The 21618-nt window shown below is 72.8% G+C and carries 17 protein-coding genes, 2 pseudogenes and 1 riboswitch; of the genes and pseudogenes, 8 read left to right on the top strand and 11 right to left on the bottom strand.

Features of this window, described 5'->3' with window-relative positions; all coding sequences use genetic code 11:
* Positions 1 to 95: 95 nt before the first annotated feature.
* The 4 genes from ACFWR9_RS22880 to ACFWR9_RS22895 all read right to left on the bottom strand — a co-directional run bounded on the left by ACFWR9_RS22880 (position 96) and on the right by ACFWR9_RS22895 (position 5237).
* A complete protein-coding gene (locus ACFWR9_RS22880; RefSeq protein WP_383845127.1) occupies positions 96 to 1919 on the bottom strand; it encodes a glycoside hydrolase family 2 protein in 1824 nt (607 codons plus the stop codon).
* Between the two features lie 69 nt (positions 1920 to 1988).
* Positions 1989 to 2906: a carbohydrate ABC transporter permease gene (locus ACFWR9_RS22885; RefSeq protein WP_383845129.1), complete on the bottom strand. Its 918-nt coding sequence runs from the start codon at positions 2904 to 2906 to the stop codon at positions 1989 to 1991.
* A 2-nt stretch (positions 2907 to 2908) separates the two neighbouring features.
* Positions 2909 to 3850 (bottom strand): carbohydrate ABC transporter permease, encoded by a 942-nt coding sequence (locus ACFWR9_RS22890; RefSeq protein ID WP_383845131.1) that lies wholly within the window; start codon positions 3848 to 3850, stop codon positions 2909 to 2911.
* 22 nt (positions 3851 to 3872) lie between these two features.
* Positions 3873 to 5237 carry an extracellular solute-binding protein gene (locus ACFWR9_RS22895; RefSeq protein ID WP_383845133.1) on the bottom strand — a complete coding sequence of 455 codons (1365 nt, stop codon included), beginning with the start codon at positions 5235 to 5237 and terminating at the stop codon, positions 3873 to 3875.
* Positions 5238 to 5384: 147 nt separating this feature from the next.
* Between ACFWR9_RS22895 and ACFWR9_RS22900 the strand changes: the two genes are divergently transcribed.
* Positions 5385 to 6440, top strand: coding sequence for a LacI family DNA-binding transcriptional regulator (locus tag ACFWR9_RS22900; RefSeq protein ID WP_383845135.1), 1056 nt, complete (start codon positions 5385 to 5387; stop codon positions 6438 to 6440).
* Positions 6441 to 6462: 22 nt separating this feature from the next.
* Here ACFWR9_RS22900 and ACFWR9_RS22905 read toward each other — a convergent pair whose 3' ends face one another.
* A complete protein-coding gene (locus ACFWR9_RS22905) occupies positions 6463 to 7953 on the bottom strand; it encodes a family 43 glycosylhydrolase (protein WP_383845137.1) in 1491 nt (496 codons plus the stop codon).
* A gap of 216 nt (positions 7954 to 8169) precedes the next feature.
* On the opposite strand from ACFWR9_RS22905, the gene ACFWR9_RS22910 reads away from it, so the two are divergent.
* The 3 genes from ACFWR9_RS22910 (at position 8170) to ACFWR9_RS22920 (ending at position 11493) form a co-directional block, all read left to right on the top strand.
* A complete protein-coding gene (locus ACFWR9_RS22910; RefSeq protein WP_383845139.1) occupies positions 8170 to 9657 on the top strand; it encodes an NCS1 family nucleobase:cation symporter-1 in 1488 nt (495 codons plus the stop codon).
* A 308-nt stretch (positions 9658 to 9965) separates the two neighbouring features.
* Entirely contained in the window at positions 9966 to 10691 is a 726-nt protein-coding gene (locus tag ACFWR9_RS22915; protein ID WP_383845141.1) for an aspartate/glutamate racemase family protein, read from the top strand.
* 127 nt (positions 10692 to 10818) lie between these two features.
* Positions 10819 to 11493: a GntR family transcriptional regulator gene (locus tag ACFWR9_RS22920; protein ID WP_383845142.1), complete on the top strand. Its 675-nt coding sequence runs from the start codon at positions 10819 to 10821 to the stop codon at positions 11491 to 11493.
* Here the strand turns inward: ACFWR9_RS22920 and ACFWR9_RS22925 are convergent.
* A pseudogene (locus ACFWR9_RS22925) lies at positions 11490 to 11696 on the bottom strand (helix-turn-helix domain-containing protein); the annotation flags it as partial. The gene ACFWR9_RS22920 and the pseudogene ACFWR9_RS22925 sit on opposite strands and share 4 nt — an antisense overlap.
* Positions 11697 to 11711: 15 nt before the next feature.
* Between ACFWR9_RS22925 and ACFWR9_RS22930 the strand changes: the two are divergent.
* Positions 11712 to 12299, top strand: a complete 588-nt coding sequence (locus ACFWR9_RS22930; RefSeq protein WP_383845144.1) for a TSUP family transporter — start codon at positions 11712 to 11714, stop codon at positions 12297 to 12299.
* 47 nt (positions 12300 to 12346) lie between these two features.
* Here the strand turns inward: ACFWR9_RS22930 and ACFWR9_RS22935 are convergent, their stop codons facing one another.
* Positions 12347 to 13276: a GNAT family N-acetyltransferase gene (locus ACFWR9_RS22935; protein ID WP_383845146.1), complete on the bottom strand. Its 930-nt coding sequence runs from the start codon at positions 13274 to 13276 to the stop codon at positions 12347 to 12349.
* A gap of 171 nt (positions 13277 to 13447) precedes the next feature.
* Between ACFWR9_RS22935 and ACFWR9_RS22940 the strand changes: the two genes are divergently transcribed.
* Positions 13448 to 13882, top strand: coding sequence for a hypothetical protein (locus ACFWR9_RS22940; protein ID WP_383845148.1), 435 nt, complete (start codon positions 13448 to 13450; stop codon positions 13880 to 13882).
* A 155-nt stretch (positions 13883 to 14037) separates the two neighbouring features.
* Positions 14038 to 14185, top strand: a riboswitch (cobalamin riboswitch).
* A gap of 183 nt (positions 14186 to 14368) precedes the next feature.
* Positions 14369 to 16681: a 5-methyltetrahydropteroyltriglutamate--homocysteine S-methyltransferase gene (gene metE / locus ACFWR9_RS22945; protein WP_383845150.1), complete on the top strand. Its 2313-nt coding sequence runs from the start codon at positions 14369 to 14371 to the stop codon at positions 16679 to 16681.
* Between the two features lie 58 nt (positions 16682 to 16739).
* Here metE and ACFWR9_RS22950 read toward each other — a convergent pair whose 3' ends face one another.
* Complete coding sequence (locus tag ACFWR9_RS22950) at positions 16740 to 17162, bottom strand: hypothetical protein (RefSeq protein WP_383845189.1); 423 nt, start codon at positions 17160 to 17162, stop codon at positions 16740 to 16742.
* Between ACFWR9_RS22950 and ACFWR9_RS22955 the strand changes: the two are divergent.
* A pseudogene (locus tag ACFWR9_RS22955) lies at positions 17142 to 17499 on the top strand (substrate-binding domain-containing protein); the annotation flags it as partial. The gene ACFWR9_RS22950 and the pseudogene ACFWR9_RS22955 overlap by 21 nt on opposite strands.
* Here ACFWR9_RS22955 and ACFWR9_RS22960 read toward each other — a convergent pair.
* Genes ACFWR9_RS22960 through ACFWR9_RS22970 form a run of 3 tightly spaced genes read right to left on the bottom strand, consistent with a single transcriptional unit; the run spans position 17489 to position 21608 of the window.
* Positions 17489 to 19423, bottom strand: coding sequence for a glycogen debranching N-terminal domain-containing protein (locus tag ACFWR9_RS22960; RefSeq protein WP_383845152.1), 1935 nt, complete (start codon positions 19421 to 19423; stop codon positions 17489 to 17491). The pseudogene ACFWR9_RS22955 and the gene ACFWR9_RS22960 sit on opposite strands and share 11 nt — an antisense overlap.
* Complete coding sequence (locus tag ACFWR9_RS22965) at positions 19420 to 20811, bottom strand: hypothetical protein (protein ID WP_383845154.1); 1392 nt, start codon at positions 20809 to 20811, stop codon at positions 19420 to 19422. Before ACFWR9_RS22965 ends, ACFWR9_RS22960 begins: the two co-directional genes overlap by 4 nt.
* Positions 20808 to 21608, bottom strand: a complete 801-nt coding sequence (locus tag ACFWR9_RS22970; protein WP_383845156.1) for a sugar phosphate isomerase/epimerase family protein — start codon at positions 21606 to 21608, stop codon at positions 20808 to 20810. The genes ACFWR9_RS22965 and ACFWR9_RS22970 overlap by 4 nt, the downstream gene beginning before the upstream one ends.
* Between the last annotated feature and the right edge of the window lie 10 nt (positions 21609 to 21618).

Consider the following 21618-nt stretch of genomic DNA (forward strand, 5'->3'; position numbering starts at 1 on the left):
CCCCACCCGCGCCCCCCGCGCGGCGCCCCCCCAAAACATAACAGCGGGGCGGGGGGGGGGGGGGGCCGCCCCCCCCCCCCCCCCCTTCGGTCGCGTTACGCCTGTTCCTGCTCCTCGATCGCGGCCGGGCGGACCTGCGCGGCCCGCACGCGCGCGACGTCGAGCTTCTCGCCGCGGTCGAACCGGTAGATGCCGTTCTGCTCCTGGAAGACGTCGGTCAACTGCGTGTAGCAGTAGCCGAACATGTCGCGGTCCTCGAGCAGCACCCCGGTGAGTCCGCTGAACCGCTCGTGGAACTCGTCCTCGCCCCGGACGCGTTCCCCGTAGCCCCAGGAGACCGTGCGGTCCTCGCCGGAGAGGTCGGCGGCGGCCTCGGGGTCCCACCAGATGCCGCCGAACTCGCTGACGAAGTACGGCTGGCCCCGGTAGGGCTGGGAGTAGGGCGCGCCGTTCTCGTAGGCGTTGACGAAGGGCGCGTCCTTGGAGAGGCCGGACATCAGCTCCCGGAAGGCGGCCGGGTCCTGCTCGTAGTTGTGGGAGTCGTAGATGTCGGTCTCGGCGACCCGGTGGGCGTAGCCGGACGCGTCGACGACCGGCCGGGTGGTGTCCATGGCCTTGGTGGCCAGGAACATCGCGCGGGTCACGTCGTCGAGCTGGGTGATCCGGTCGTGCAGCTTCTGGTAGGTCTCGTTGAGCGGGCACCAGCCGATGATCGAGGGGTGCGAGTAGTCGCGCTCCAGCGCCTCCAGCCACTGGGCGACGTAGGAGGCGTCGGGCTTCTGGTTGTCGCCCGAGGAGCCGCCCGTCTCGCAGCCCCAGTCGCCGAACTCGCCCCAGACCAGGTAGCCGAGGCGGTCGGCGTGGTAGAGGAAGCGCTCCTCGAAGACCTTCTGGTGCAGCCGGGCTCCGTTGAACCCGGCCGCCATGCCCAGCTCGATGTCCTTGACCAGTGCCTCGTCGGTCGGGGCGGTCATCAGCCCGTCCGGGTACCAGCCCTGGTCGAGGACGAGACGCTGGAAGAGGGGGCGCCCGTTGATGAGGACGGCCTTGCCGCGCAGACCGACGGCGCGCAGGCCGGCGTAGCTCTCGGCGCTGTCGACCACCTCGCCCGCCGCGTCGAGGAGTTCGAGGCGCAGGTCGTACAGGTGCGGGTCCTCGGGGCCCCACTCGCGGCGCCGGTCGTCCGGCACCGGCAGGTGCAGGCGCGGGGCGAGGTCCAGGTCGGCGCGTGCCGCGGCGCGGCTCACCTCGCCGGCGGCGTCGCTGAGCACGGCGCGTACCCGGTGGCCGGGCCGGTTGCCGGACAGGGGCAGTTCGAGGTGGAAGGCGGAGCCGGCCAGGTCGGGGGTGATCCGGGGGCGGCGCAGGTGGACGTCGGGGACGGGCTCCAGCCAGACGGTCTGCCAGATGCCGGTCACCCGGGTGTAGTTGCAGTCGTGGTTGGCGTACTTGATCGCCTGCTTGCCGCGCGCCTGCGGACCGGACTTGGGGTCGCGGGCCCGGACGGTGATCACGACCTCCTCGCCCGCCCCGGCGATGTCGCCGAGGTCGGCGGTGAAGGGGGTGAAGCCGCCGCGGTGCCGGACGACCTCCTTGCCGTCGGCCCACACGGTGGTGTCGTGGTCGACGGCGCCGAAGTGCAGCAGCACCCGGCGTCCGGCCCAGGCCGCGGGGAGGGTGAGGGCCTTCCGGTACCAGACGGCCTCCAGGAAGTCGGTGTCGCCGATGCCGGACAGCTCGGACTCGGGCGGGAAGGGGACGAGGATCTCGTCGCGCAGCTCGCGGTCGAGGAGCCCGCGGTCGAGCCCGCTGTCCCCCCGGTCGGTCTCGAACTGCCAGGCGCCGTTCAGGTTGAGCCAGTCGCGGCGCACGAACTGCGGTCGCGGGTACTCCGGGCGCGGTACGGAGTGAGTGGACACACATGCTCCAGTCGATCGGTGGGCGGGCGCGGGCGCGCCGGACCGGGTGTACAGCTGTGAGGGGAAGGGTCAGGAACCGCCGAGGCCGGTGGTGGCCACGGAGTTGACGATGCGGCGCTGGAAGAGGAGGAAGACGACGATCAGCGGCAGCGCAGCCAGCAGGGCGGACGCCATGGACTGCGCGTACTGGATGCCGTAGGCGTCCTTCACGGTGGCGAGTCCCACCGGGAGGGTCATCAGGTCGGGGTCGTTGGTGACGATGAACGGCCACATGAAGTTGTTCCAAGCCCCGATGAAGACGAAGATCGCGACCGCCGCCACGATCGGCCGCGACAGCGGCAGCACGATCGACCGGAAGACCCGGAACTCGGAGGCGCCGTCGATCCGGGCCGCCTCCTCCAGCTCCTTGGGGATGCCGTCGAAGAACCGCTTGAGGATGAACACCATCATCGGGGCGACGACCTGGGGCAGGATGACCGCCGCGTACGTGTCGACCATGTTGAACAGCAACATCTGGTCGAACAGCGGCACGACGAGCAGCTGCGGCGGGATCATGATGGCCGCGACGGTGACGGCGAGCAGGGCCCGACGGCCGCGGAACGTGCCGCGCGAGAAGCCGTACGCCGCGAGAGTGGAGACCACCACGGTGAGCACGGTGACCAGCCCGGCGATCAGGAAGCTGTTGAAGGCCCAGACGGCGACGTTCCCGCGTTCCAGGATCTCCTGGTAGGAGTCCAGGGTGAAGGCGCCCTTGAACGGGGACAGCCCGGTGGCGGCGACGTCCTTCTCACTCTGCACGGAGGTGGCGATCGCCCACAGGAAGGGCACCACCCAGAGGACCGCGAGGACGACGAGCGCCGTGCCGGCCAGGACTCGGGGTACCCGGCCGTGGCCGAGGAGCAGGGGGGAGCCGGACGCTTCACGGGGTGGACGCCGCCGTCCGCGGACGGGGGTGGCGGTTGCGGTTGCGGTTGCGGTTGCGGACACGGTCAGTCCTCCCGGCGGAAGAGACGGAACTGCACGAGCGAGACGACGATGATCAGGGCGAAGAAGAGGTACGAGATGGCGGAGGCGTAGCCGAGGCGGTAGCCGGTGAAGCCGACGTCGTAGACGTACTCCAGGACGGGGCGGGTGGAGCCGCCCGGGCCGCCCTTGGTGAGGATGTAGATCTGGTCGAACACCTTGAGGGAGGCCAGGATCTGGAGCATGGCCACCAGTCCGGTGGTCCGGCGCAGCTGCGGCAGGGTGATGGACCACAGCCGCCGCCACGCACCGGCCCCGTCGAGTGCCGCCGCCTCGTCGAAGGTCGTGGGCAGCGACTGGAGCGCCGCGAGGTAGAGCAGGAAGTTGAAGCCGACCGTCCACCAGACCGTGAGGCCGGCGATGGACCACATGGCGACGGACTCGTCGGACAGCCAGCCGACCGGCGCCATGCCGAGGGTGTCGAGGAGCTGGTTGCCCAGGCCCAGCTCCGGCTGGTAGAGCCAGGTCCAGATGAGGGTCACCACGGTGACGGGCAGCAGGTAGGGGGCGAAGAACGCCAGGCGCCACGCCCACTGTCCGGCGAGCCCGCTGTGCACGAGCAGCGCCATGGCCAGGGCGACCAGTACCAGCGGGACGCTGGAGATGGCGGTGAAGAAGACGGTGTTGCCGAGGCTGCTCCAGACGTCCGGATCGCCGAAGGCCTCGGTGTAGTTGTCGAAGCCGACGAAGCTCGTGTCGCGCAGGGCGAGCGAGCTGTCGGTGAAGCTCATCCAGAGCCCCTGCACGATCGGCCAGACCATGAAGAGGCCGAAGACGAGCAGGAAGGGCAGGACGAAGACGAATCCGTTGCCGGGGCGTATCCGGCGCAGGACGGCGCGGCGGCCGTCCGCGGGGCCGGCGGGCGGGTGGGTCCGCTCCTCGGCGCCGAGCGGTGCGGTGGTGGTCACGTCGGTCACTCCTTCTGCTGGGTCAGGCCACCGGGTTGGGCTGTCGCAGCAGCGCGTCCGCCTCGCGGATCATCTGCCGCACCGCCTTCTCGGGGGAGGTGTTGCCCAGCAGCGCCGACTGGAGCGGCTGGCACATCCGGTTCTGGAAGTTCGAACCGGCGCCGACGAACCAGTTGGGCGGGTCGAGCACCGCCACCTTCGCGGCGTCGGCGTAGGAGGACTGCGGTTCGAGGGCCGCGTACTCGGGCTCCGCGAGGACGGGCTGGTACGCGGGGATGTGACCGGCGCTCGCCCAGGTGAGGCTCTGCTTGAGGATCGCCGCGATGTACCGGTGGGCCTCACGGCGCCGGGCCGGGTCGGGGTCCTCCTGGTGCGGGAGGACGAAGCTGTGGCTGTCGGTGTAGACGGCCGGCTTGTCGAAGACCTGCGGGAAGGGCGCGGCACCCAGGTCGATGCCGGACTCCTTCAGCGTCGGCAGCTCCCACTCGCCGAGCATGGCCATGCCGCCGCGACCGCCGGTGAAGGCGGCCAGCGCGCCGTCGTAGTCCAGGTTGTTGGGGTTGGTCTTCCCGTCGAAGAGCCGCGTCATGAGCGTCACGACGCGGACGGCGGCGTCGACGTCGATCCGGGCGGGACCGCCGTCCGGCAGGGTGAACTCGGCCCCGGTCTGCGCGTACAGGCCGGCGAACAGGCGCCAGTTCTGCGCGGTGTCCCTGACGTGGCCGAAGAGGATGCCGGACTGCCCGGTGGCCTTGGCGAGGGCCTTGCCCGCCTCCAGCAGGGCCTCGGGCGAGCCCATGGGGGCCAGGGCGCCCGAGGAGTCCAGGAGCCCGGCCTTCTCCGCGGCCTTCCTGTCGTAGAAGACGATGAAGGGGTGGACGTCCAGCGGGATCGCGTAGACGGTCCCCTCGTGCCGCGTCCGCGACCACACCGCCGGCGTGAAGTCCTTCTCGGTGACGCCGAATTCGGCGAGCAGGTCCAGGTCGACGGGGTCGACCAGGCCGCCCGGCGCGTAGCCCGCCAGCCGGGACAGGTGCATGGCGGCCACGTCGGAGGCGCGCCCGCCGGCGGCGGACATGGCGAGCTTGGTGTAGTACGACGGGCCCCAGTCGAGGATGGTGCGGTCGACGTCGAAGCCGTCGTCGCCCTTGGAGACGGCGTCGATCATCTCGTCCATGAGCATGCCGTCGCCGCCCTGGAACAGGTCCCAGACGCTCAGCGCGGACGCCCCGGAGGCCGAGGCCGGTGAGGCGCAGCCGGACAGGGGCCCGGCGGCGAGCAGGGCTCCCGTCCCGGCCATGGCGTGGCGCAACAGCCGGCGGCGGCTGAGGCGGCGTAGCGGGTCGGACACGGCCGGCACCCCCTGGAGGGGCGAACGAGAACTCATCGCGGACCTTTCGACGGCCGGAGCTCATGCGGTGGCTAGTTTTTACATCGATGTACATTGGCTGTAAAGAGCTGAGGCCGCAGAGCGGCGACCGTGACCGCGCCGGGACATAGACTCATGCGGCGCGAGAGAGGCAGGGAGGTCTCGGTGGCACGGCCCAGGATCAAGGACGTCGCACGTCACGCGGGCGTTTCGGAGAAGACGGTGTCCAATGTCATCAACGACTACGCCCACGTCTCCGACCGGACGAGGCGGGTCGTGCGGGACTCCATCGAACAGCTCGGATACCGGGTGAACCTGGCCGGCCGCCACTTGCGCAAGGGCCGAACCGGCATCATCGCGCTCGTCGTCCCGGAACTGGACATACCGTACTTCGCCGAACTGGCCCGGCATGTGATCCGCGAGGCCGAGGAGCGTTCGCTGACCGTCCTGATCCACCAGTCCGGGGCGGACCGCGCCCACGAGCTGGCGGCGCTGGCCGGGTTCGGCTCCACCTTCGTGGACGGGATCATCCTCAGCCCGCTCGCCCTGACCGCCGACGACCTGCGCGACCGCTCGGGCTTCCCGCCCACCGTGCTGCTCGGGGAACTGCTGGAGGAGGGCGCCGACCATGTGGCCATCGACAACGAAGGTGCCGCGCGCGAGGCGACCCGCCATCTGATCGGCCTCGGCCGCCGCACCATCCTGGCCGTCGGCGGGGTCGACGCCCCGGGCCTGGGCACGGCGGAGGCCCGCACCCGGGGGTACCGCGCCGCCCTGGCGGAAGCGGGCATCGCCTACGACCCGTCCCTGGTGGTCCCGGTCGACTCCTTCCGGATGCCCGCCGGAGCGCGGGCGGTGACGCGGCTGCTGCGTGACGGCGCGCGGCCCGACGCGCTGCTCTGCCTCAACGACCAGTTGGCGCTGGGCGCGTTGCGCGCGCTGCACGAGCACGGGGCGGACGTGCCCGGGGACGTCGCCGTGGTCGGTTTCGACGACGTGGAGGGCGGCCGGTTCAGCGTGCCGACGCTGAGCACGGTGGCCCCGGACAAGGCGGCGGTGGCGAAGGTCGCCGTGGAACTGCTGCAACGCCGCATCGAGGACGCGACCGGACCGGACGGCGTGCGGGCCGGCGCCGAGTCCGGGGTGCAGTCGCCGCAGGACCGCATCGTGGCCCACCGGCTCGTCCTGAGGGAGAGCACGCAGGGCCACGCGCGGCGCTGACGGACCGGTCGGCCCGGGCGGGTCAGTTCGTGTAGACCTCGGCGCGGTCGACGCTCACGAAGGACGCCCCGGACTGGGAGTTGTGCTCCCCGGTGACCCGGACGCGCAGCGTGTGCCTGCCGTTCGCGAGCCGTGGGCTGGTGTACTGCACCGCCTCACCGACGCGGATCGGGTTGTGGAAGTCCACCCGCTGCTCGGGACCGCCGTCGATGCTGATGGCCGCGTAGCCGTTGCCGGTGTCCTTGACCGAGAGCAGGGCGATGCGGGTGCCGGTGAAGGAGAAGGTGGCCGTGGCACCGGCCCGGTCGCTCCAGTGGTCGTCGCTCCAGAAGCACTGCGTGGCGCAGCCCGAACCGGAGTTCCAGGCGCCGGTGTAGGTGACGCTCCCGGCGCCGCTGGAGCGGCCGTCGTCGTTGATCCAGTAGTTGCCCGAGCCGGGGTCGCCGGAGGGCAGGTTCTGGGTGGCGCCCATGGCGAGCGGACGGCCGAAGTCGGGACTGCCGTCGGCCCGCCAGGTGAACTTCTGGGCCCGGGTGGTGCGGTTGCTGTAGGTGTTCACCGACGTGGTCTTGGCGTGGTAGACGATCCAGTCCTCGGTCCCGTCCGGGGACTGGAAGAAGGCGTGGTGGCCCGGCCCGAAGACGCCCCGGTCGTCGGCCCGGGAGAAGACCGCGCCCTGGTGCTGTCGCCAGTTGCCCGGCACCAGCGGGTCGGAGGTCAGGGGCATCGACATCATCCAGACCTGGTAGTCCGGCTTGCCCGTGTCGCAGGCCGAGTACGTCATCCAGACCCGCCCGTTGCGGTACAGGAACTCCGGCCCCTCCCGCACCTCGGGGCAGCCGCCGGCCGCGTTGATCGCGACGGCGTCGCCGGAGACGGTGTAGGGGTTGGACATCGGCGCGATGTTCAGCCCGTTGTGCTGGTACTGGTTGATGCCGCTGTAGGCGAGGTAGAGGCGCCCGCCGAGCTGGAGGATACCGGCGTCGATGGCGAAGTCGTTGGCGTGGTTGGGCGGGGCGAGCTTGGCCTTGAAGTGGTACGGGCCGGTCGGGTCGTCGCGCTCCGACTCCAGGACGTACAGCCGGTGGTTCTCGTCGACGCCGTCGTCGGCGGTGTAGTAGAGGTACCAGCGGTCGCCGAAGCGGTAGAACTCCGGGGCCCAGATGTTGCGGTTGCGCGAGGGGTCGGTGTCCGTCCAGACGGTGACCGGGTCGGCCGCGGCCAGGGTGCCCAGGGACGGCGAGCGCCACATCTTGATGCTGCCGCCCTGGGTGGTGGTCAGGTAGTAGTTGCCCTTCCAGTTCGTCATGAACGGGTCGGGCCCGCTGTTGAGCGGGTTGCGGAAGGTGCCGGCCGCGGCGGCCGCGGCGGTGTCGGCACGGGGTTCGGGTGCGGGCGGCGCGGCGCCGGCCTGGGCGGTGAGCCCGGGGAGCAGGCCGACGAGCAGCCCGACGAGGGCGGCGACGAGCAGGCCGACGTGCGTGCGGGGATGGCGTGAGGGGCTGGGAGGCACGGTGGGGTCCCTTTCCGCAGCTTTACATCGATGTAATGGCGGGGCGTCAGGTTAGAGAGGCCCCGACCGGCTGTCAACGGGGCGAGAAATGGTATTCCATTTGCCGTAGACCTCTTGACGGTGCGGTTTGGCGAAAACTACGTTCTGTTCATCGGAAAGCCGCTTCCACTTTGTGGAACTCTCCAACTCCCCGCATCCTGATCCCAGGAGTCCCGTATGACTGCCCTGGAAGACCGCCGCTCGTCCGCGGAGACCAGTGACACCGCCACCAGCTCCGGCCTCTACACGTACGACCTGGCCCCGACCAAGCGTGAAGGGCGCCGCTGGGGCGCGTACAACGTCTTCACCCTCTGGGCCAACGACGTGCACAGCCTGGGCAATTACGCCTTCGCCATCGGACTGTTCGCCCTCGGGCTCAACGTGTGGGGCATCCTCGTCGCCTTCACGCTCGCCTCGGTCCTGCTCTTCCTCCTGCTCACCCTGTCCGGATTCATGGGCCACAAGACGGGCGTACCGTTCCCGGTGATGAGCCGGATCGCGTTCGGCATCAAGGGTGCGAAGATTCCGGCCGTCGTCCGGGGCGCCGTCGCGATCGCCTGGTTTGGTATCCAGACTTATCTCGCCTCCGCGGTGCTGAGCGCCCTGCTGGTGGCCATGTTCCCCGGGCTGGCCCGCCTGGACACGAACTCCCTGCTCGGACAGTCGACGCTCGGCTGGATCACCTTCCTGGTCCTGTGGGCCCTCCAGGTGCTCATCGTGAGCTACGGCATGCAGATGATCCGCCGGTACATGGCGTTCGCGGCGCCCACCACGCTGCTCACCATGTGCGCGCTCGCGGTGTGGATGTTCGTCCGGGCGGACGGCTCGATCTCCCTGTCCGTCGACGATCCGCTCACCGGCGGCGCGATGTGGCTCCAGGTGCTGCAGGCCGCCGCCCTGTGGGTGGTGATCTACGGGACGTTCGTGCTGAACTTCTGCGACTTCACCCGGTCCGCGCGCAGCCGCGGCTCCATCGTCCGCGGGAACGTGATCGGCATCCCGGTGAACATGCTGTTCTTCGCCGTGATCGTGGCGGTGCTCAGCGGCGCCCAGTTCAGCCTCGACGGGCACGTCATCACCAGCCCGACGGACATCGTGCGGACCATCCCCAACATGTTCCTGCTCGCCGTCGCCTCGCTCAGCCTGATCGCCCTCACGGTGGCGGTGAACCTGCTCGCCAACTTCGTCGCGCCGATCTACGCCCTGGTCAACCTCTTCCCGCACCGGCTCGACTTCCGCCGCGCCGGTCTGGTCAGTGCGGTACTGGGCCTGGTGATCACGCCCTGGAACCTCTACAACAGCCCGGTCGTCGTCAACTACTTCCTCGGTGGGCTCGGCGCGCTGCTCGGCCCGCTGTTCGGCGTGATCATGGCGGACTACTGGCTGCTGCGGAAGTCCCGGGTGAACGTGCCGGCCCTCTACACGGAGGACGCGGGCGCCGAGTACCACTACCGCCGCGGCTACAACCCGCGCGCCGTCGCCGCCTTCGTCCCCAGCGCCGCCGTCGCCGTCGTCGTCGCCCTGGTCCCCTACTTCCACGCCGCGGCCGGGTTCTCCTGGTTCGTCGGAGCGATCGTCGCCGCCGTGCTGTACGCGCTCATCGCCGACCGCGCCTCGCCGATCCGCGACGTGGACGGCGAGGCCATCGCCGTCGCGGCGGAGTAGCTGCACGGTTGTGGCGGGGCGGCCCCGCCGTAACGCCGTAAGTCGGCGGTCGCCGCGACGCAGTCCTGCGGTAGCGCCGGAGGTCCACCATCGCCCCGAACCAACCCCGCCGCCGCGCAGCGACCCGCCGTCGCCGCCGAACAACCCCCGCCGGCGCCGCCGAACAACCCTGCCGCAGCGCCGCAGGCCCACCATCGCCCCGAACCAACCCCGCCGTAGCGACGCAGCCCCACCATCGCCGCAAACCTGCCCCCCACCCCGCCGCGCAGCGACCCGCGGAACCGCCCACCCGAGCAGAAGGCCCACCCATGCGCATCCTCGTGGTCAACGTCAACACCACGCAGTCCATCACCGACGCGATCGGCAAGCAGGCCGCCGCCGCGGCCTCCGAGGGCACCGAGATCGTCCCGCTGACCCCGGCCTTCGGCGCGGAGTCCGTCGAGGGCAACTACGAGAGCTACCTCGCCGCCGTCGCCGTCATGGAGACCGTCCGGGCCCACCGGGAGCCGTTCGACGCGGTGATCCAGGCGGGCTACGGGGAGCACGGCCGCGAAGGGCTCCAGGAACTGCTCGACGTGCCCGTCGTCGACATCACCGAGGCCGCGGCGAGCACCGCCCAGTTCCTGGGCCGCCGCTACTCCGTCGTCACCACCCTCGACCGTACGGTCCCGCTGATCGAGGAGCGGCTGGAGGTGGCCGGACTGAGCGCCAGGTGCGCCTCGGTGCGCGCCAGCGGGCTGCCGGTGCTCGAACTGGAGAGGGACGAACAGGCCGCCGTGGACGCCATCACCGAACAGGCCGCCCGCGCGGTTGAGGACGACCGGGCCGAGGTGATCTGCCTGGGCTGCGGAGGCATGGCCGGCCTCGCCGAACGCGTCGTGGAACGGACCGGTGTCCCCGTGGTCGACGGCGTCACGGCCGCCGTGACGGTCGCCGAGTCCCTGGTCCGGCTCGGCCTGTCCACGTCCAAGGTGCGCACCTACGCTCCTCCGCGTGCCAAGCGGATCGTCAACTGGCCCCCGCGGGTGGGCTGACCCGTCGCCGGGTCATCCCTCGCCCCGGTCGGCGGCCGGCTCCGGGGTATTCTGACGGGCCGCCCGACCGCCGCTCCGCACGGCGCGGTCGTGCGGCTCGGAACGGGAAGAGGGACGAAGGACGGCGATGGCTGCGTCAGAGGGCTTCATGCCCGAGTCCGAGCGGGTCACGCGACGGCTGCGCGACGAGATCGTGGACGGCGTGCGGCGACCGGGGAGCCGCCTGGTCGAACGGGAGCTGGCCGAGGCCCTGGGCGTGAGCCGGCTGCCCGTCAGGGAGGCCCTGAGGACGCTGGTGTCGGAGGGGCTGGTGACTCCGCGGCCGCGGACCTGGGCGGTGGTGCGGGAGTTCACCACCAGCGACATCGCCGACCTCGACGAGGTTCGCTCGGGCTTGGAGACCCTGGCCTTCCGGCTCGCCGCCGGGCGGCACACCCGCGAAGGGCTGGACCGGCTCCGCGCGACGGTGGACGCCGAACTCGACGCGGCCCGCGCGGACGACGCGGTGGGGGCCCGCAGGGCGGCCGCCGACTTCCACCAGACGGTCATCTCGCTGGCCGCCAACGAGTTGCTCAACGAACTCGAACGGGTCCTGCGCAGCCGCCTGCGCTGGCTCATGGGCCAGCACGACGACCTGATGGCCGTCGCCCTGGAACACGAGGCCCTCTACCGGGCCATCGCGGAACGCGACGTGGAGCGCGTCCAGGAACTGGTCCTGCACCATCTGTCGACGAGCCGCAGCGCGGCCCTGGGCCATCACGCGCGGAAGCAGGCGCGGCGCGACGAGCGGCAGCAGACCTAACGGCGTGCCCGGTGGCTCGCCGTGAAGCGGGACGGCGGGAGGCCGAAGGTGCGGGTGAAGGCGGCGGTGAACGCCGCGGGTGAGGCGTAGCCGAGCCGGCCGGAGACCTCGGTCACGGACGCGGTACGCAGCAGCGGGACGGCCGCGAGCAGGCGGGCGCGGGCCCGCCAGACGGTGGGACTGTCGCCGGGTTCGCGACGGCCGTCACGCCGCGCCGGGTGCTGGCCGAGCTGCGCGGCAGCGGCCCGCTGCTCCTGCTGCTCGCGGCCGGCTCCTCAGCCGGTGCGCTCGCCGCGCGGGTGGCACCGGCCGCTCTGATCCGCTGGGCGTTCGTCGCCTACGTCGCCCTCACCGTCGTGGCCCTGCTGCTGCGCCCCGGTTTCCTGCGCCCGCGCGCCCCGTCCGAGGCGGCGGCCGACGGCGTACCCCGTCCGCTGCCCGCCGTCGTCGGCGCTCCGGTCGGCGCGGTGGCGGCCTTCCTCGGGGTGGGCGGCAGCGTGCTGACCGTCCCGGCGATGCGGCGGGCCGGGCACAGCATGCGGGTGGCGACCGCGCCGGCCAACCCGCTGACCCTCGCCATCGCGCTGCCGGCCGCCGCGGTCTTCCTGGCCGGTGCCCAGGGCCTGGCCGGCGCCCCCGCGCACCTGGTCGGTCTCGTCGACCTCCGTGCCGCCGCCGGACTGCTCCTGGGCGCCCTGCCGGTGATCGCGGTGCTGCGGCGCCGCCCGCCCCGCATCCCGGACCGCGCGCACGCGTGGACGTACGTGGCGCTGCTCGGTGCGGTGACGGTCGCGATGGTGCTCTGACGCGCTCGGCCGGCGGCACGGACCGCCGCCCGGTACCGCACCGGGCGTCAGCCGATGACGGCCTCCCAGGTGTCGACCGCGAAGTGGACGGTCATGCCGTTGCGGCCGTAGAGCCGCGGGGCGCCGGTGGCGTTCGCCGTGTCGACCCCGAGGCCCACCGTGTCCCGGCCCCGCCCGGCGAAGTGCGCGAAGGCGTGCCGCAGGAGGAACCCGCCCAGGCCCCTCCCCCGTGCCTCGCCCAGCACGCCGAGGGCGCGGATCCAGCCCATGGCCTCGCGGTCGTCCCGGGCCAGCAGGAACCCGGCGTCGCCCAGGTCGTCGGTGCCGGCGATCCACACCAGGGACCAGTCGAGCCCCTCGGCGTCGATGTCCCTCAGCCAGAGCCGGTACGGGCGCGGCTGGAAGTCGAAGTGGTCGGCGAACGCCCGCTGGTACAGCTCGTGCACCCGGACACGGTCCGCCTCCGTCGCGCAGGCCCGGACGCGCACCCCGGCCGGGGCCCGCGGCGGGAGGTCGGCCGCCGGGTCCACCGCCCGGCGCAGGACGTGGTGGGACCGGACGACCCTCCAGCCCCGGTCCGCGAGGAGCGCGGTGTCGGTCGTGGGCCGGGCGTTGAGGTGCAGGTGGACGACGGCCCGAGCGGCCCCGTTGGCCCGTGCCTTGGCGAGGGCGCGATCCTCCATGGCCGCCAGCAGCCGCAGGCCGGTGCCCTGGTGGCCGGGCAGCACGTAGTGGTCGATGTCGACGCGCTCGCCGCCGGACTCGTCCCACAGCAGCCCGTACGCCACCAGCAGGCCGCCGTCGAAGGCGAGCCACGAGTCCCGGGTCAGATCCGTCTCGGGATGCTTGAGGTCGGCCTCGACGGTGTGCTGGTCGGTCTCGGGGCGGCCGATCTCGATCCGGTCGATCTCGTTGAGGAGTCGGGTGATGGCGGGGGCGTCGGCAAGGGTGGCCGGTCGCAGGTCGGCGGGGGACATGCGAGCAGAATCGGGGCGTCGGCGGGCGCCCGCAACGGGATTTCCGCCCGTCCACGCGGCTGAGGACCCGCCCGGACACGGCCTGGCGCGATTCGTGGACGTAGGTCGGCGAACCGCGGGCATACGGGTGTCCCGAGGACCTTCTCCGTCGCCGACCCACGGGAGTCTCCTGTGACACCGAGCCTGCGCACCGCACGCGGGTGCCGTGCCGCCGCCGTTCTCCTGCTCGCCGCCGCCTGGTACGCGGGCAGCCACCACCCCTGGCTCGCCCTGCCCGGTCTCTACGCCGCCGGGGTCATGGCCTGGTGTGCCGCCCGGGAGGGAGCCGAGCACCGGCGCCGGACCGTACTGGCGCGCCGGGCCGAACTCCTGGCCCGCCCGCCTCATCGGCAGCCGCTCGGCCTCGCCCCGTGCTGCGCCTTCTGGCAGCACTCCGACGGCGCCGTGCACGGCCCGGAGTGCACCCGCCCCGCCGCCGCCCGCGTCCCCCTGGGCGCCGACTGCTGCGAGGTGTGGTGGACCTCGCTGGGCACGGCGCACGCCACGGCCTGCCCGCGCCACGTCGACGCGCCGGATCGGGACCGGAGCCACTGGGCCCCGCGGTAGTCCGCCGGCGGCGTGTCCCGCCGCACCGTCCGCATGCCGGACACGACCGGCCGCTACCAAGGCCGCCCCCGGTAGGGTGACCGGTGCAGCTGGTTCGCCCCGTCCTCCCCCATAGCCCAAAAGCATGGGGGGACCCCCACGGCGGGATGCGTCGCAAGAGGGAACCCGGTGGGAATCCGGGACTGCCCCGCAGCGGTGAGTGGGAACGACCGCCGTCATACGCACTGGGTCGTGAAGAAGGACCTGGGAAGCGACGGCCAGTAGGTGTCCTCCCGGAGGACGTGCCCGCGAGTCCGAAGACCTGCCAACTGCCCGCGTACGAACGACTCGTGCGCGGACATCCCGGTGACCTCGTGGGCGGGTCGGCGTACATATAGGCGGACGACGGCGCCCCGCGCGCCGGTTCGTGCCGCCGGGTGCCGTCACCCTTCGCGCTCTCGTCCCGTTGCCGGGATCTCAGGGATTCGTCTCGCGAAGGAGATCTCCGTGACCCGTACGTCCGCCCCCGTGCACGCCACCGTGTACGGCTATCCGCGCCAGGGCCCCGACCGGGAACTGAAGAAGGCCGTCGAGGGCTACTGGAAGGGCCGCGTCACCGCCGACGCCCTCCACGCCACCGCCGCAGGACTGCGCGCCGCCAACTGGCGGCAGCTCGCCGAGGCCGGTGTCGACGAGGTGCCCACCGGTGACTTCTCGTACTACGACCACGTGCTGGACACGACCGTGATGGTCGGTGCCGTCCCCGCGCGTCACCGGGACTCCGTCGCCGCCGACGCGCTCGACGGGTACTTCGCCATGGCGCGCGGCACCCAGGACGTCGCACCGCTGGAGATGACCAAGTGGTTCGACACCAACTACCACTATCTCGTCCCGGAGTTGGATCCTGACACGGTGTTCACGGCCGACTCGGGCAAGCAGGTCGGGGAGCTGCGGGAGGCCCTCGCGCTGAGTCTGGCCGCCCGCCCCGTGCTCGTCGGCCCTGTCACCTACCTGCTGCTCGCCAAGCCCGCGCCCGGCGCCCCCGGGGACTTCGAGCCCCTCACCCTCCTCGACCGGCTGCTGCCGGTGTACGCGGAGGTCCTCGCCGACCTGCGCGCGGCCGGTGCCGAGTGGGTGCAGCTCGACGAGCCGGCCCTGGTCCAGGACCGCACGCCGGCCGAACTCAACGCCGCCGCCCGCGCCTACCGTGACCTGGGCGCCCTCACCGACCGGCCCCGGCTGCTGGTCGCCTCGTACTTCGACCGCCTGGGCGACGCCCTGCCGGTCCTGGCCAAGGCGCCGGTCGAGGGGCTGGCGCTGGACTTCACGGAGGCCGCCGCGGCCAACCTGGAGGACCTGGCCGCCGTGGGCGGTCTGCCGGGCAAGCGCCTGGTCGCGGGGATCGTCAACGGCCGCAACATCTGGGTGAACGACCTGTCCCGCTCCCTGACCACGCTCGGCACCCTGCTCGGTCTGGCCGACCGCGTGGACGTGTCGGCTTCCTGCTCGCTGCTGCACGTGCCCCTGGACACGGCCGCGGAGCGGGACATCGAGCCGCAGATCCTGCGCTGGCTCGCCTTCGCCCGGCAGAAGACGGCGGAGACCGTCACCCTCACCAAGGGCCTGGCCCGCGGCACCGGCGCGATCGCCGCCGAACTCGCCGCGAACCGCGCCGACCTGGCCTCCCGCGCGGGCTCCCCCATCACCCGGAACCCCGCCGTCCGCGCCCGCACCGGCGCGGTCACCGAGGCCGACGCGCGCCGCTCCCAGCCGTACCTCGAACGCGCCGCCGCCCAGCGGGCGCACCTGCGGCTGCCGCCGCTGCCGACGACGACCATCGGCTCCTTCCCGCAGACCGGTGAGCTGCGCACCGCCCGCGCCGACCTCAGGGCCGGACGGATCGACACGGACGGCTACGAGGAGCGCATCCGCGCGGAGATCCGGGAGGTCGTCGCCTTCCAGGAGAAGACCGGCCTGGACGTGCTGGTGCACGGCGAGCCCGAACGCAACGACATGGTCCAGTACTTCGCCGAGCGGCTGACGGGGTACCTGGCCACCCGGCACGGCTGGGTGCAGTCCTACGGCACCCGCTACGTCCGCCCGCCCGTGCTGGCCGGTGACGTCTCGCGCCCGGAGCCGATGACCGTGCGCTGGACCACCTACGCCCAGTCCCTCACCGACCGCCCGGTCAAGGGCATGCTTACCGGTCCGGTCACCATGCTGGCCTGGTCCTTCGTCCGCGACGACCAGCCCTTCGCGGACACCGCCCGCCAGGTCGCCCTCGCCCTGCGCGACGAGGTGGCCGACCTGGAGGCCGCGGGGACCTCCGTGATCCAGGTCGACGAACCCGGGCTGCGCGAGACCCTGCCGCTGCGCTCGGCCGGTCGGCCCGCGTATCTGGTCTGGGCCACCGAGGCCTTCCGGCTCAGCACCGGTGGCGTACGCCCGGACACCCAGATCCACACCCACATGTGCTACGCCGAGTTCGGCGACATCGTGCGGGCCATCGACGACCTCGACGCCGACGTGATCAGCCTGGAGGCCGCCCGTTCCCACATGCAGGTCGCCCGCGAACTGGCCGCCCACGGCTACCCGCGGGAGGCCGGGCCCGGCGTGTACGACATCCACTCGCCCCGCGTGCCGAGCGCCGAAGAGGCGGCGGGCTTGCTGCGCACCGGGCTCGCCGCGATCCCGGCGGAACGCCTGTGGGTCAACCCCGACTGCGGTCTGAAGACCCGCGGCTGGCCCGAGATCCGCTCCTCGCTGAAGAACCTGGTCGCCGCCGCCCACACGGTCCGCGGTGAGCTGTCCGGCTCCTGACCCGAACGCGACGGCAGGGCCGGGACACCGCCTGTGTCCCGGCCCTGCCGTCACACCGTCACGCGTAGTGCGAGCCGTAGGGCGGGAAGGTGGACTCATTGCCGGTCGGGCTGTTGTTGCACCGCCACGTGGTGTCGTCGTTGCGGTCCCGGGGCTCGTCGGGGTCGGCGGCGTCGCCGATCGCGTCGGACCGTTCGGCGGTGTCGAAGTCGGTGCCGGTGTAGAAGCTCCACGCACGGCTGTCGTCGGCGCCGTACAGCGCGTGGGCCTGCTGGTAGTAGAAGGTGCCGTCCTTGTCGATGTGGGTGGCGGCCGGGGTGTCGTCGGGCCGGGTCCAGGAGCCCTTGTCGCCGACGGTGACGGTGTAGGTGGTGCCGGGATCGGACGCGGACGCGGTCGGGGACCCGAGGGACGCGCCGCCGGCGAGGGCGAGCGCGGTGGCGACGGCCACGAGGGCGAGTCTGCTTCCAGGAGCGGTCAACCGTTCACGCTGGAGGCCGCCGGACGCGCGGTGCGCCGCCCCTGGAGGGCGACTGGTCGCCCGCCTCGGGGTACCGGGGCGGCCTGGTCCTGGGCCGGATCCCGGACGCGACGGCGGTGTTCGTGGCGAGCGACGAGATGGCGTTCGGGGTCGTCCGGGCGCTGCGCGAACTGGGGCGGCGCGTCCCGGAGGACATCTCCGTGGTGGGCGTCGACGACATCCAGCTGGCGGAGTACTGCTCGCCGCCCCCGAGACGGTGCCCGAACCGGCGTCGGTGGAGCCGCGCCTGGTCGTCCGCGCGAGCACGGCGGCATCGCCGGCGTCCCTCACGGGCTGAGCCGCCCCTCCCCCAGCGCCGTCCGCAGGGCCAGCGGGGTGGCCGCCGCCCAGGCCTGCGGGGAGCAGGAGTGGGGGTACGGGACCGGGGCGGGGGTCGCCGAGCGGTCGTAGCCGGCCAGGACCTCGGGCAGCCGGTGGCCGTGGTGGGCCGCCGCCGCGATCAGGCCGTCGGCGACGGTGCGCACCTCGTCCGCGAGTCCCTGGCGGGCCAGGCCCAGCGCGACGACCGCGTTGTCGTGCGGCCAGGCGCTGCCCCGGTGGTAGGAGAGCGGGTGGTACGGGCGCTGTCCGGCGGCCAGGGTGCGGATGGCCCAGCCGGAGAAGAAGTCCGGCTCAAGCAGCCGCCTGCCCACCCGGCGGGCGCGGTCCTCGTCGAGGATGCCCGACCACAGCAGATGCCCGGCGTCCGAGGCCAGCGCGTCGACCTGGCGGCCGTCGCCGTCCAGAGCGAGGGCCGGGAAGTCGGCGCCGGGCATCCAGAAGTCCGCCGTGAAGCGGGCGCGCAGTGCGGCGGCGGTCTCGCGCAGGCGGTGCGCGTAGGGCTCGTCGCCCCAGACGCCTGCGGCGAGTTCGGCGGTGCGCAGAAGCGCGTCGTAGGCGTAGCCCTGCGCCTCCGAGACCGCGATCGGCCCCTCGGCCTGGGTTCCGTCGGCGAAGCAGACGGCGCCCTCGGAGTCCTTCCAGTTCTGGTTGACGAGGCCGTTCGGGTCGGGGGTGTAGACGAGGTAGCCGTGCCGTTCCAGGCCGCCGTCGGTGAGCATCCAGTCGACGGCCCGCCGGGCGTGCCGCTCCAGGCGGACGGCCAGGGTGCGGTCGCCGGTCGTCTCGTGGTGGGCGTGGAGCAGCACGAGGAAGAGCGGGGTGGCGTCGACGGCGCCGTAGTACCGCCCGTACGGGACCTGCCGGAAGTGGGCGAGTTCGCCGTGCCGTGTCTCGTGGACGATGCGTCCGGGCTGCTCGCCGCTGAAGGTGTCGTGGCGCTCGCCCTGGGTGGCGGCGAGCGCGCTCAGCACCGCGGCCGCGGTCGCGGGCCGGTACGGCAGCAGGAAGTACGAGGTCAGCAGCGAGTCCCGCCCGAACAGGGTCATGAACCAGGGGATTCCGGCGGCGGGGACGCGCAGGTGCTCGCCGTCGACACCGGTGACCGGGATGGTCAGCAGGTCGAGGTCGGCCGGTCCGCGTTCGCAGGTGCGGGTGAGGTCGTCCGGCGCGGACTCGTGGCCGTGCGGGTGCCGTTGGCCGGCGGCGGGGGTGGCAGGGGTGGGCGCGGTGTGTCCGTGCGGGTGGGCGCGGGCGGTCAGCCGCACCTCGGCCCGCCCGTGCGCGTCGAGCGGCAGCCGCCAGGACAGGGTCCGGACGGTGGCGTCCCCTTCCGGCTCCGCGGGCCCGGCCGTGTCCGGGGCGGGGCGGCAGGTGAGTTCCGTACGGGCATGCCATTCGGCCCGCCGGTAGGTGAAGACCGGCCCGTCGGCGCCGTCGTGGGTCTCGTACGCGGCGCCGGGCTTGGCGTAGTGGCGGTCGTCGGCGCGGAGTTCGAAGAGGTCGGCGAAGTCGGCGCCGACGGTCAACTCGACGTGGGCGGTCACGGGCTCGGGGCGGTTGCTGACCAGGGTCAGGTGTTCGGTGAACGCGCCCGCGCTGACGCTCTGCCGCCGGAAGACGGTGTACGCGGGCGGGTGGTCCCGGGTGCCCTCGGGGGACAGGACGCAGGCGGCGGTGTCGTCGCCGTCCGCCGTGGCCGGCACCAGGACGACGGGCGCGGTGCCGTCGACGGTCAGCCGCCAGCGGCTCAGGTGCCGGGCGTCCTGGAAGAACAGGCCGTCCGGCGCCGTGCCGCGGGTGCCGGTGATCTCGCCGTCGGTGCCGAGCCGTACGAAGGTGGCGTCGCGCACGAGTTGGACGCGGGGTTCGGCCGCGGTCATGAACGGGCCTCCGTCGCGTCGTACCGCGTCGGGACGTCCGCCGCCGGGCCGGTGCTCAGCAGGTCGAGGGTGAGGGCGGCGGTCCAGGAGAAGTGCCGGGTGCCGCGGGCCGCGCCGGTGTCGGGGTCGACGTACTCGGCGAACCCCGAGTGTCCGGCCCGGGCGAGGAAGTCGGCGCGCAGCACGTCGGCGTCCTGCCGCAGGCCGTGGGTGCGCAGTCCCCGCTCGATGAGCCAGGCCGTGTTGAACCAGGCGGGGCCGCGCCAGTACCGGGTGGGGTCGAAGGCTGGGCCGGTCAGGTCGTAGCTCGGGATCAGGCGGGTGGCCGGAGCGCTGAAGTGCGGCCCCGTCAGCGTGGCGTGCAGGCCGCGGACGACGTCCGCGGGCAGGTGCGGGACGAGCAGCGGGATCAGGCCGCTGACGCTCCGCTCGTCGACGTGGGTGCCGGTGTGCAGGTCGCGGACGCGGAACAGTCCGGCCTCCGCGTCCCACAGCCGGTCCACCAGCGCCCGGGTCAGTGCGGCGGCCCGCTCGGTGTGCCGCTCCCCCGGCAGGCCCAGTTCGCGGGCCATGGCGGCCAGCGCCAGTTCGCTCACGGCCAGCAGCGCGTTGAAGGACGGGTCCTCCACGGCGAACCGGTGGGGGGCGGCGCGGTCGTCGTAGCCGGCTTCCCGGTACTCGGTGGCCAGCCGGACGTAGCGGCCGTAGTCGAGGTCGGTGGGCCGGTCGGCGGGGTGGCCGTGGTCGAGGTCGGCGCGCCGGAAGGTGTCGGGCGGGCTGGGCTCGACCCGCTGGAGCGCCCGGTCCCAGCAGGGGCTGTTGTCCATGCCGGGTTCCCACGGGTGCACGACGGCCGCGAGGCCGCCGCCGCCGAGGTCGCGGCGGCCGAGGAGGTAGTCGTGCCAGGCGGCGAGGCGCGGGTGGACGCGGGCGAGGAATCCGCGGCGGCGGGACTCGTCCGGGTCGGCGCGGTGCACCAGCCAGGCCGCCAGGGCGTGCACGGGCGGCTGGACGATGCCCGAGGTCTCGGCGGCCGACGGTGCGCCCGCGGCGCGGCCGGCCCGGGAGGACTGCCAGAAGTCGGGGCTCGGGAAGTACGCGTCGTGCGGCAGGGCCGGGTTGAAGACGATGTGCGGGACGCGGCCGTCCGCCCACTGCGCGGCCAGCAGGGACTCCAGTTCGCGCTGGGCGCGGCGCACCGAGAGGTGGCGCAGCCCGATGGCGACGAAGGCGGAGTCCCAGCTCCACTGGTGCGGGTAGAGGGTGCGGGAGGGGACGGTGGAGGCGCCGGTCCAGTTGTCGAGGAGGACCCGCGCCGCACCGCGCCGCAGGGTCAGGTCTGCGGGCGCGGCGGGCGCGGGCCGGTCGAGGAGGTCGGGAGAGTTCACGCGCCGGACCTCGCGAGGAAGGCGGGGACGGAGCGCACGGCGTCCACGGGGTCGCCGGCCAGCCGGCATTCGAGGGCGAGGTGGCCGTCGTAGCCGATGGTGTGCAGGGCGCCGAACCAGGCGGGCCAGTCGAGGTGTCCGGCGCCGGGCTGGAAGCGGTTGGAGTCGGAGACCTGGGCGTGCCCGATGACGTCGGCGTGGGCGACGATCGCGGCGGCGGGGTCGGTCTCCTCGATGTTCATGTGGTAGCTGTCGATGCCGATCCGGACCGAGTCGAGGCCGACGGCGCGGATCAGGTCGGCGGCCTGGTCGAGCCGGTTGACCATGTGGTCCTCGTAGCGGTTGAGCGGCTCCAGGAAGAGCGTGACGCCCTCCTTGCGGGCGTGCTCGCCGAGTTCGGTGAGACCGGCGAGGAGCACCTCGCGGTCCTCCTCCTCGGTGCGCGGCGGCTCGAAGGGCGGCAGCCGGCGGGAGAACATGCCGTACGAGGCGGGCGTCTGGGCGCCCACGCCGCCGATCTCGGCGATGACGGTGAGCTGCGACTTCATCTGGGCGACGGCGTCGCGGCGGACGCCCTCGTCGAAGGCGCCGAGGAAGTGCAGCATGTCGACGCAGACGGTCGGCATGACGACTCCGTCCTCGCGGGCCTGCTTCAGTTCACCGAGGCGGGAGGCGAAGTGGAAGTCGCCCTTGCCGCGCAGTTCGATCGCGTCGTATCCGGCCTGCCGGGCGACGTCCCACTTGGCCTGGAGGGTGTCCCCGGGCAGCAGCTGTTCCTGGACGGCGGTCTTGAGCATGGGGGGCCTT

Source organism: Streptomyces sp. NPDC058534 (assembly GCF_042717365.1).
Lineage (GTDB): Bacteria > Actinomycetota > Actinomycetes > Streptomycetales > Streptomycetaceae > Streptomyces.

What these genes read in the sequence shown, in the direction of transcription:
- ACFWR9_RS22895 (WP_383845133.1), bottom strand. Translation starts at nt 5,237, where the DNA reads ATGAGTTCTCGTTCGCCCCTCCAGGGGGTGCCGGCCGTGTCCGACCCG.
- ACFWR9_RS22960 (WP_383845152.1), bottom strand. Translation starts at nt 19,423, where the DNA reads ATGACCGCGGCCGAACCCCGCGTCCAACTCGTGCGCGACGCCACCTTC.
- ACFWR9_RS22915 (WP_383845141.1), top strand. Translation starts at nt 9,966, where the DNA reads ATGCGCATCCTCGTGGTCAACGTCAACACCACGCAGTCCATCACCGAC.
- ACFWR9_RS22935 (WP_383845146.1), bottom strand. Translation starts at nt 13,276, where the DNA reads ATGTCCCCCGCCGACCTGCGACCGGCCACCCTTGCCGACGCCCCCGCC.
- ACFWR9_RS22970 (WP_383845156.1), bottom strand. Translation starts at nt 21,608, where the DNA reads ATGCTCAAGACCGCCGTCCAGGAACAGCTGCTGCCCGGGGACACCCTC.
- ACFWR9_RS22910 (WP_383845139.1), top strand. Translation starts at nt 8,170, where the DNA reads ATGACTGCCCTGGAAGACCGCCGCTCGTCCGCGGAGACCAGTGACACC.
- ACFWR9_RS22920 (WP_383845142.1), top strand. Translation starts at nt 10,819, where the DNA reads ATGGCTGCGTCAGAGGGCTTCATGCCCGAGTCCGAGCGGGTCACGCGA.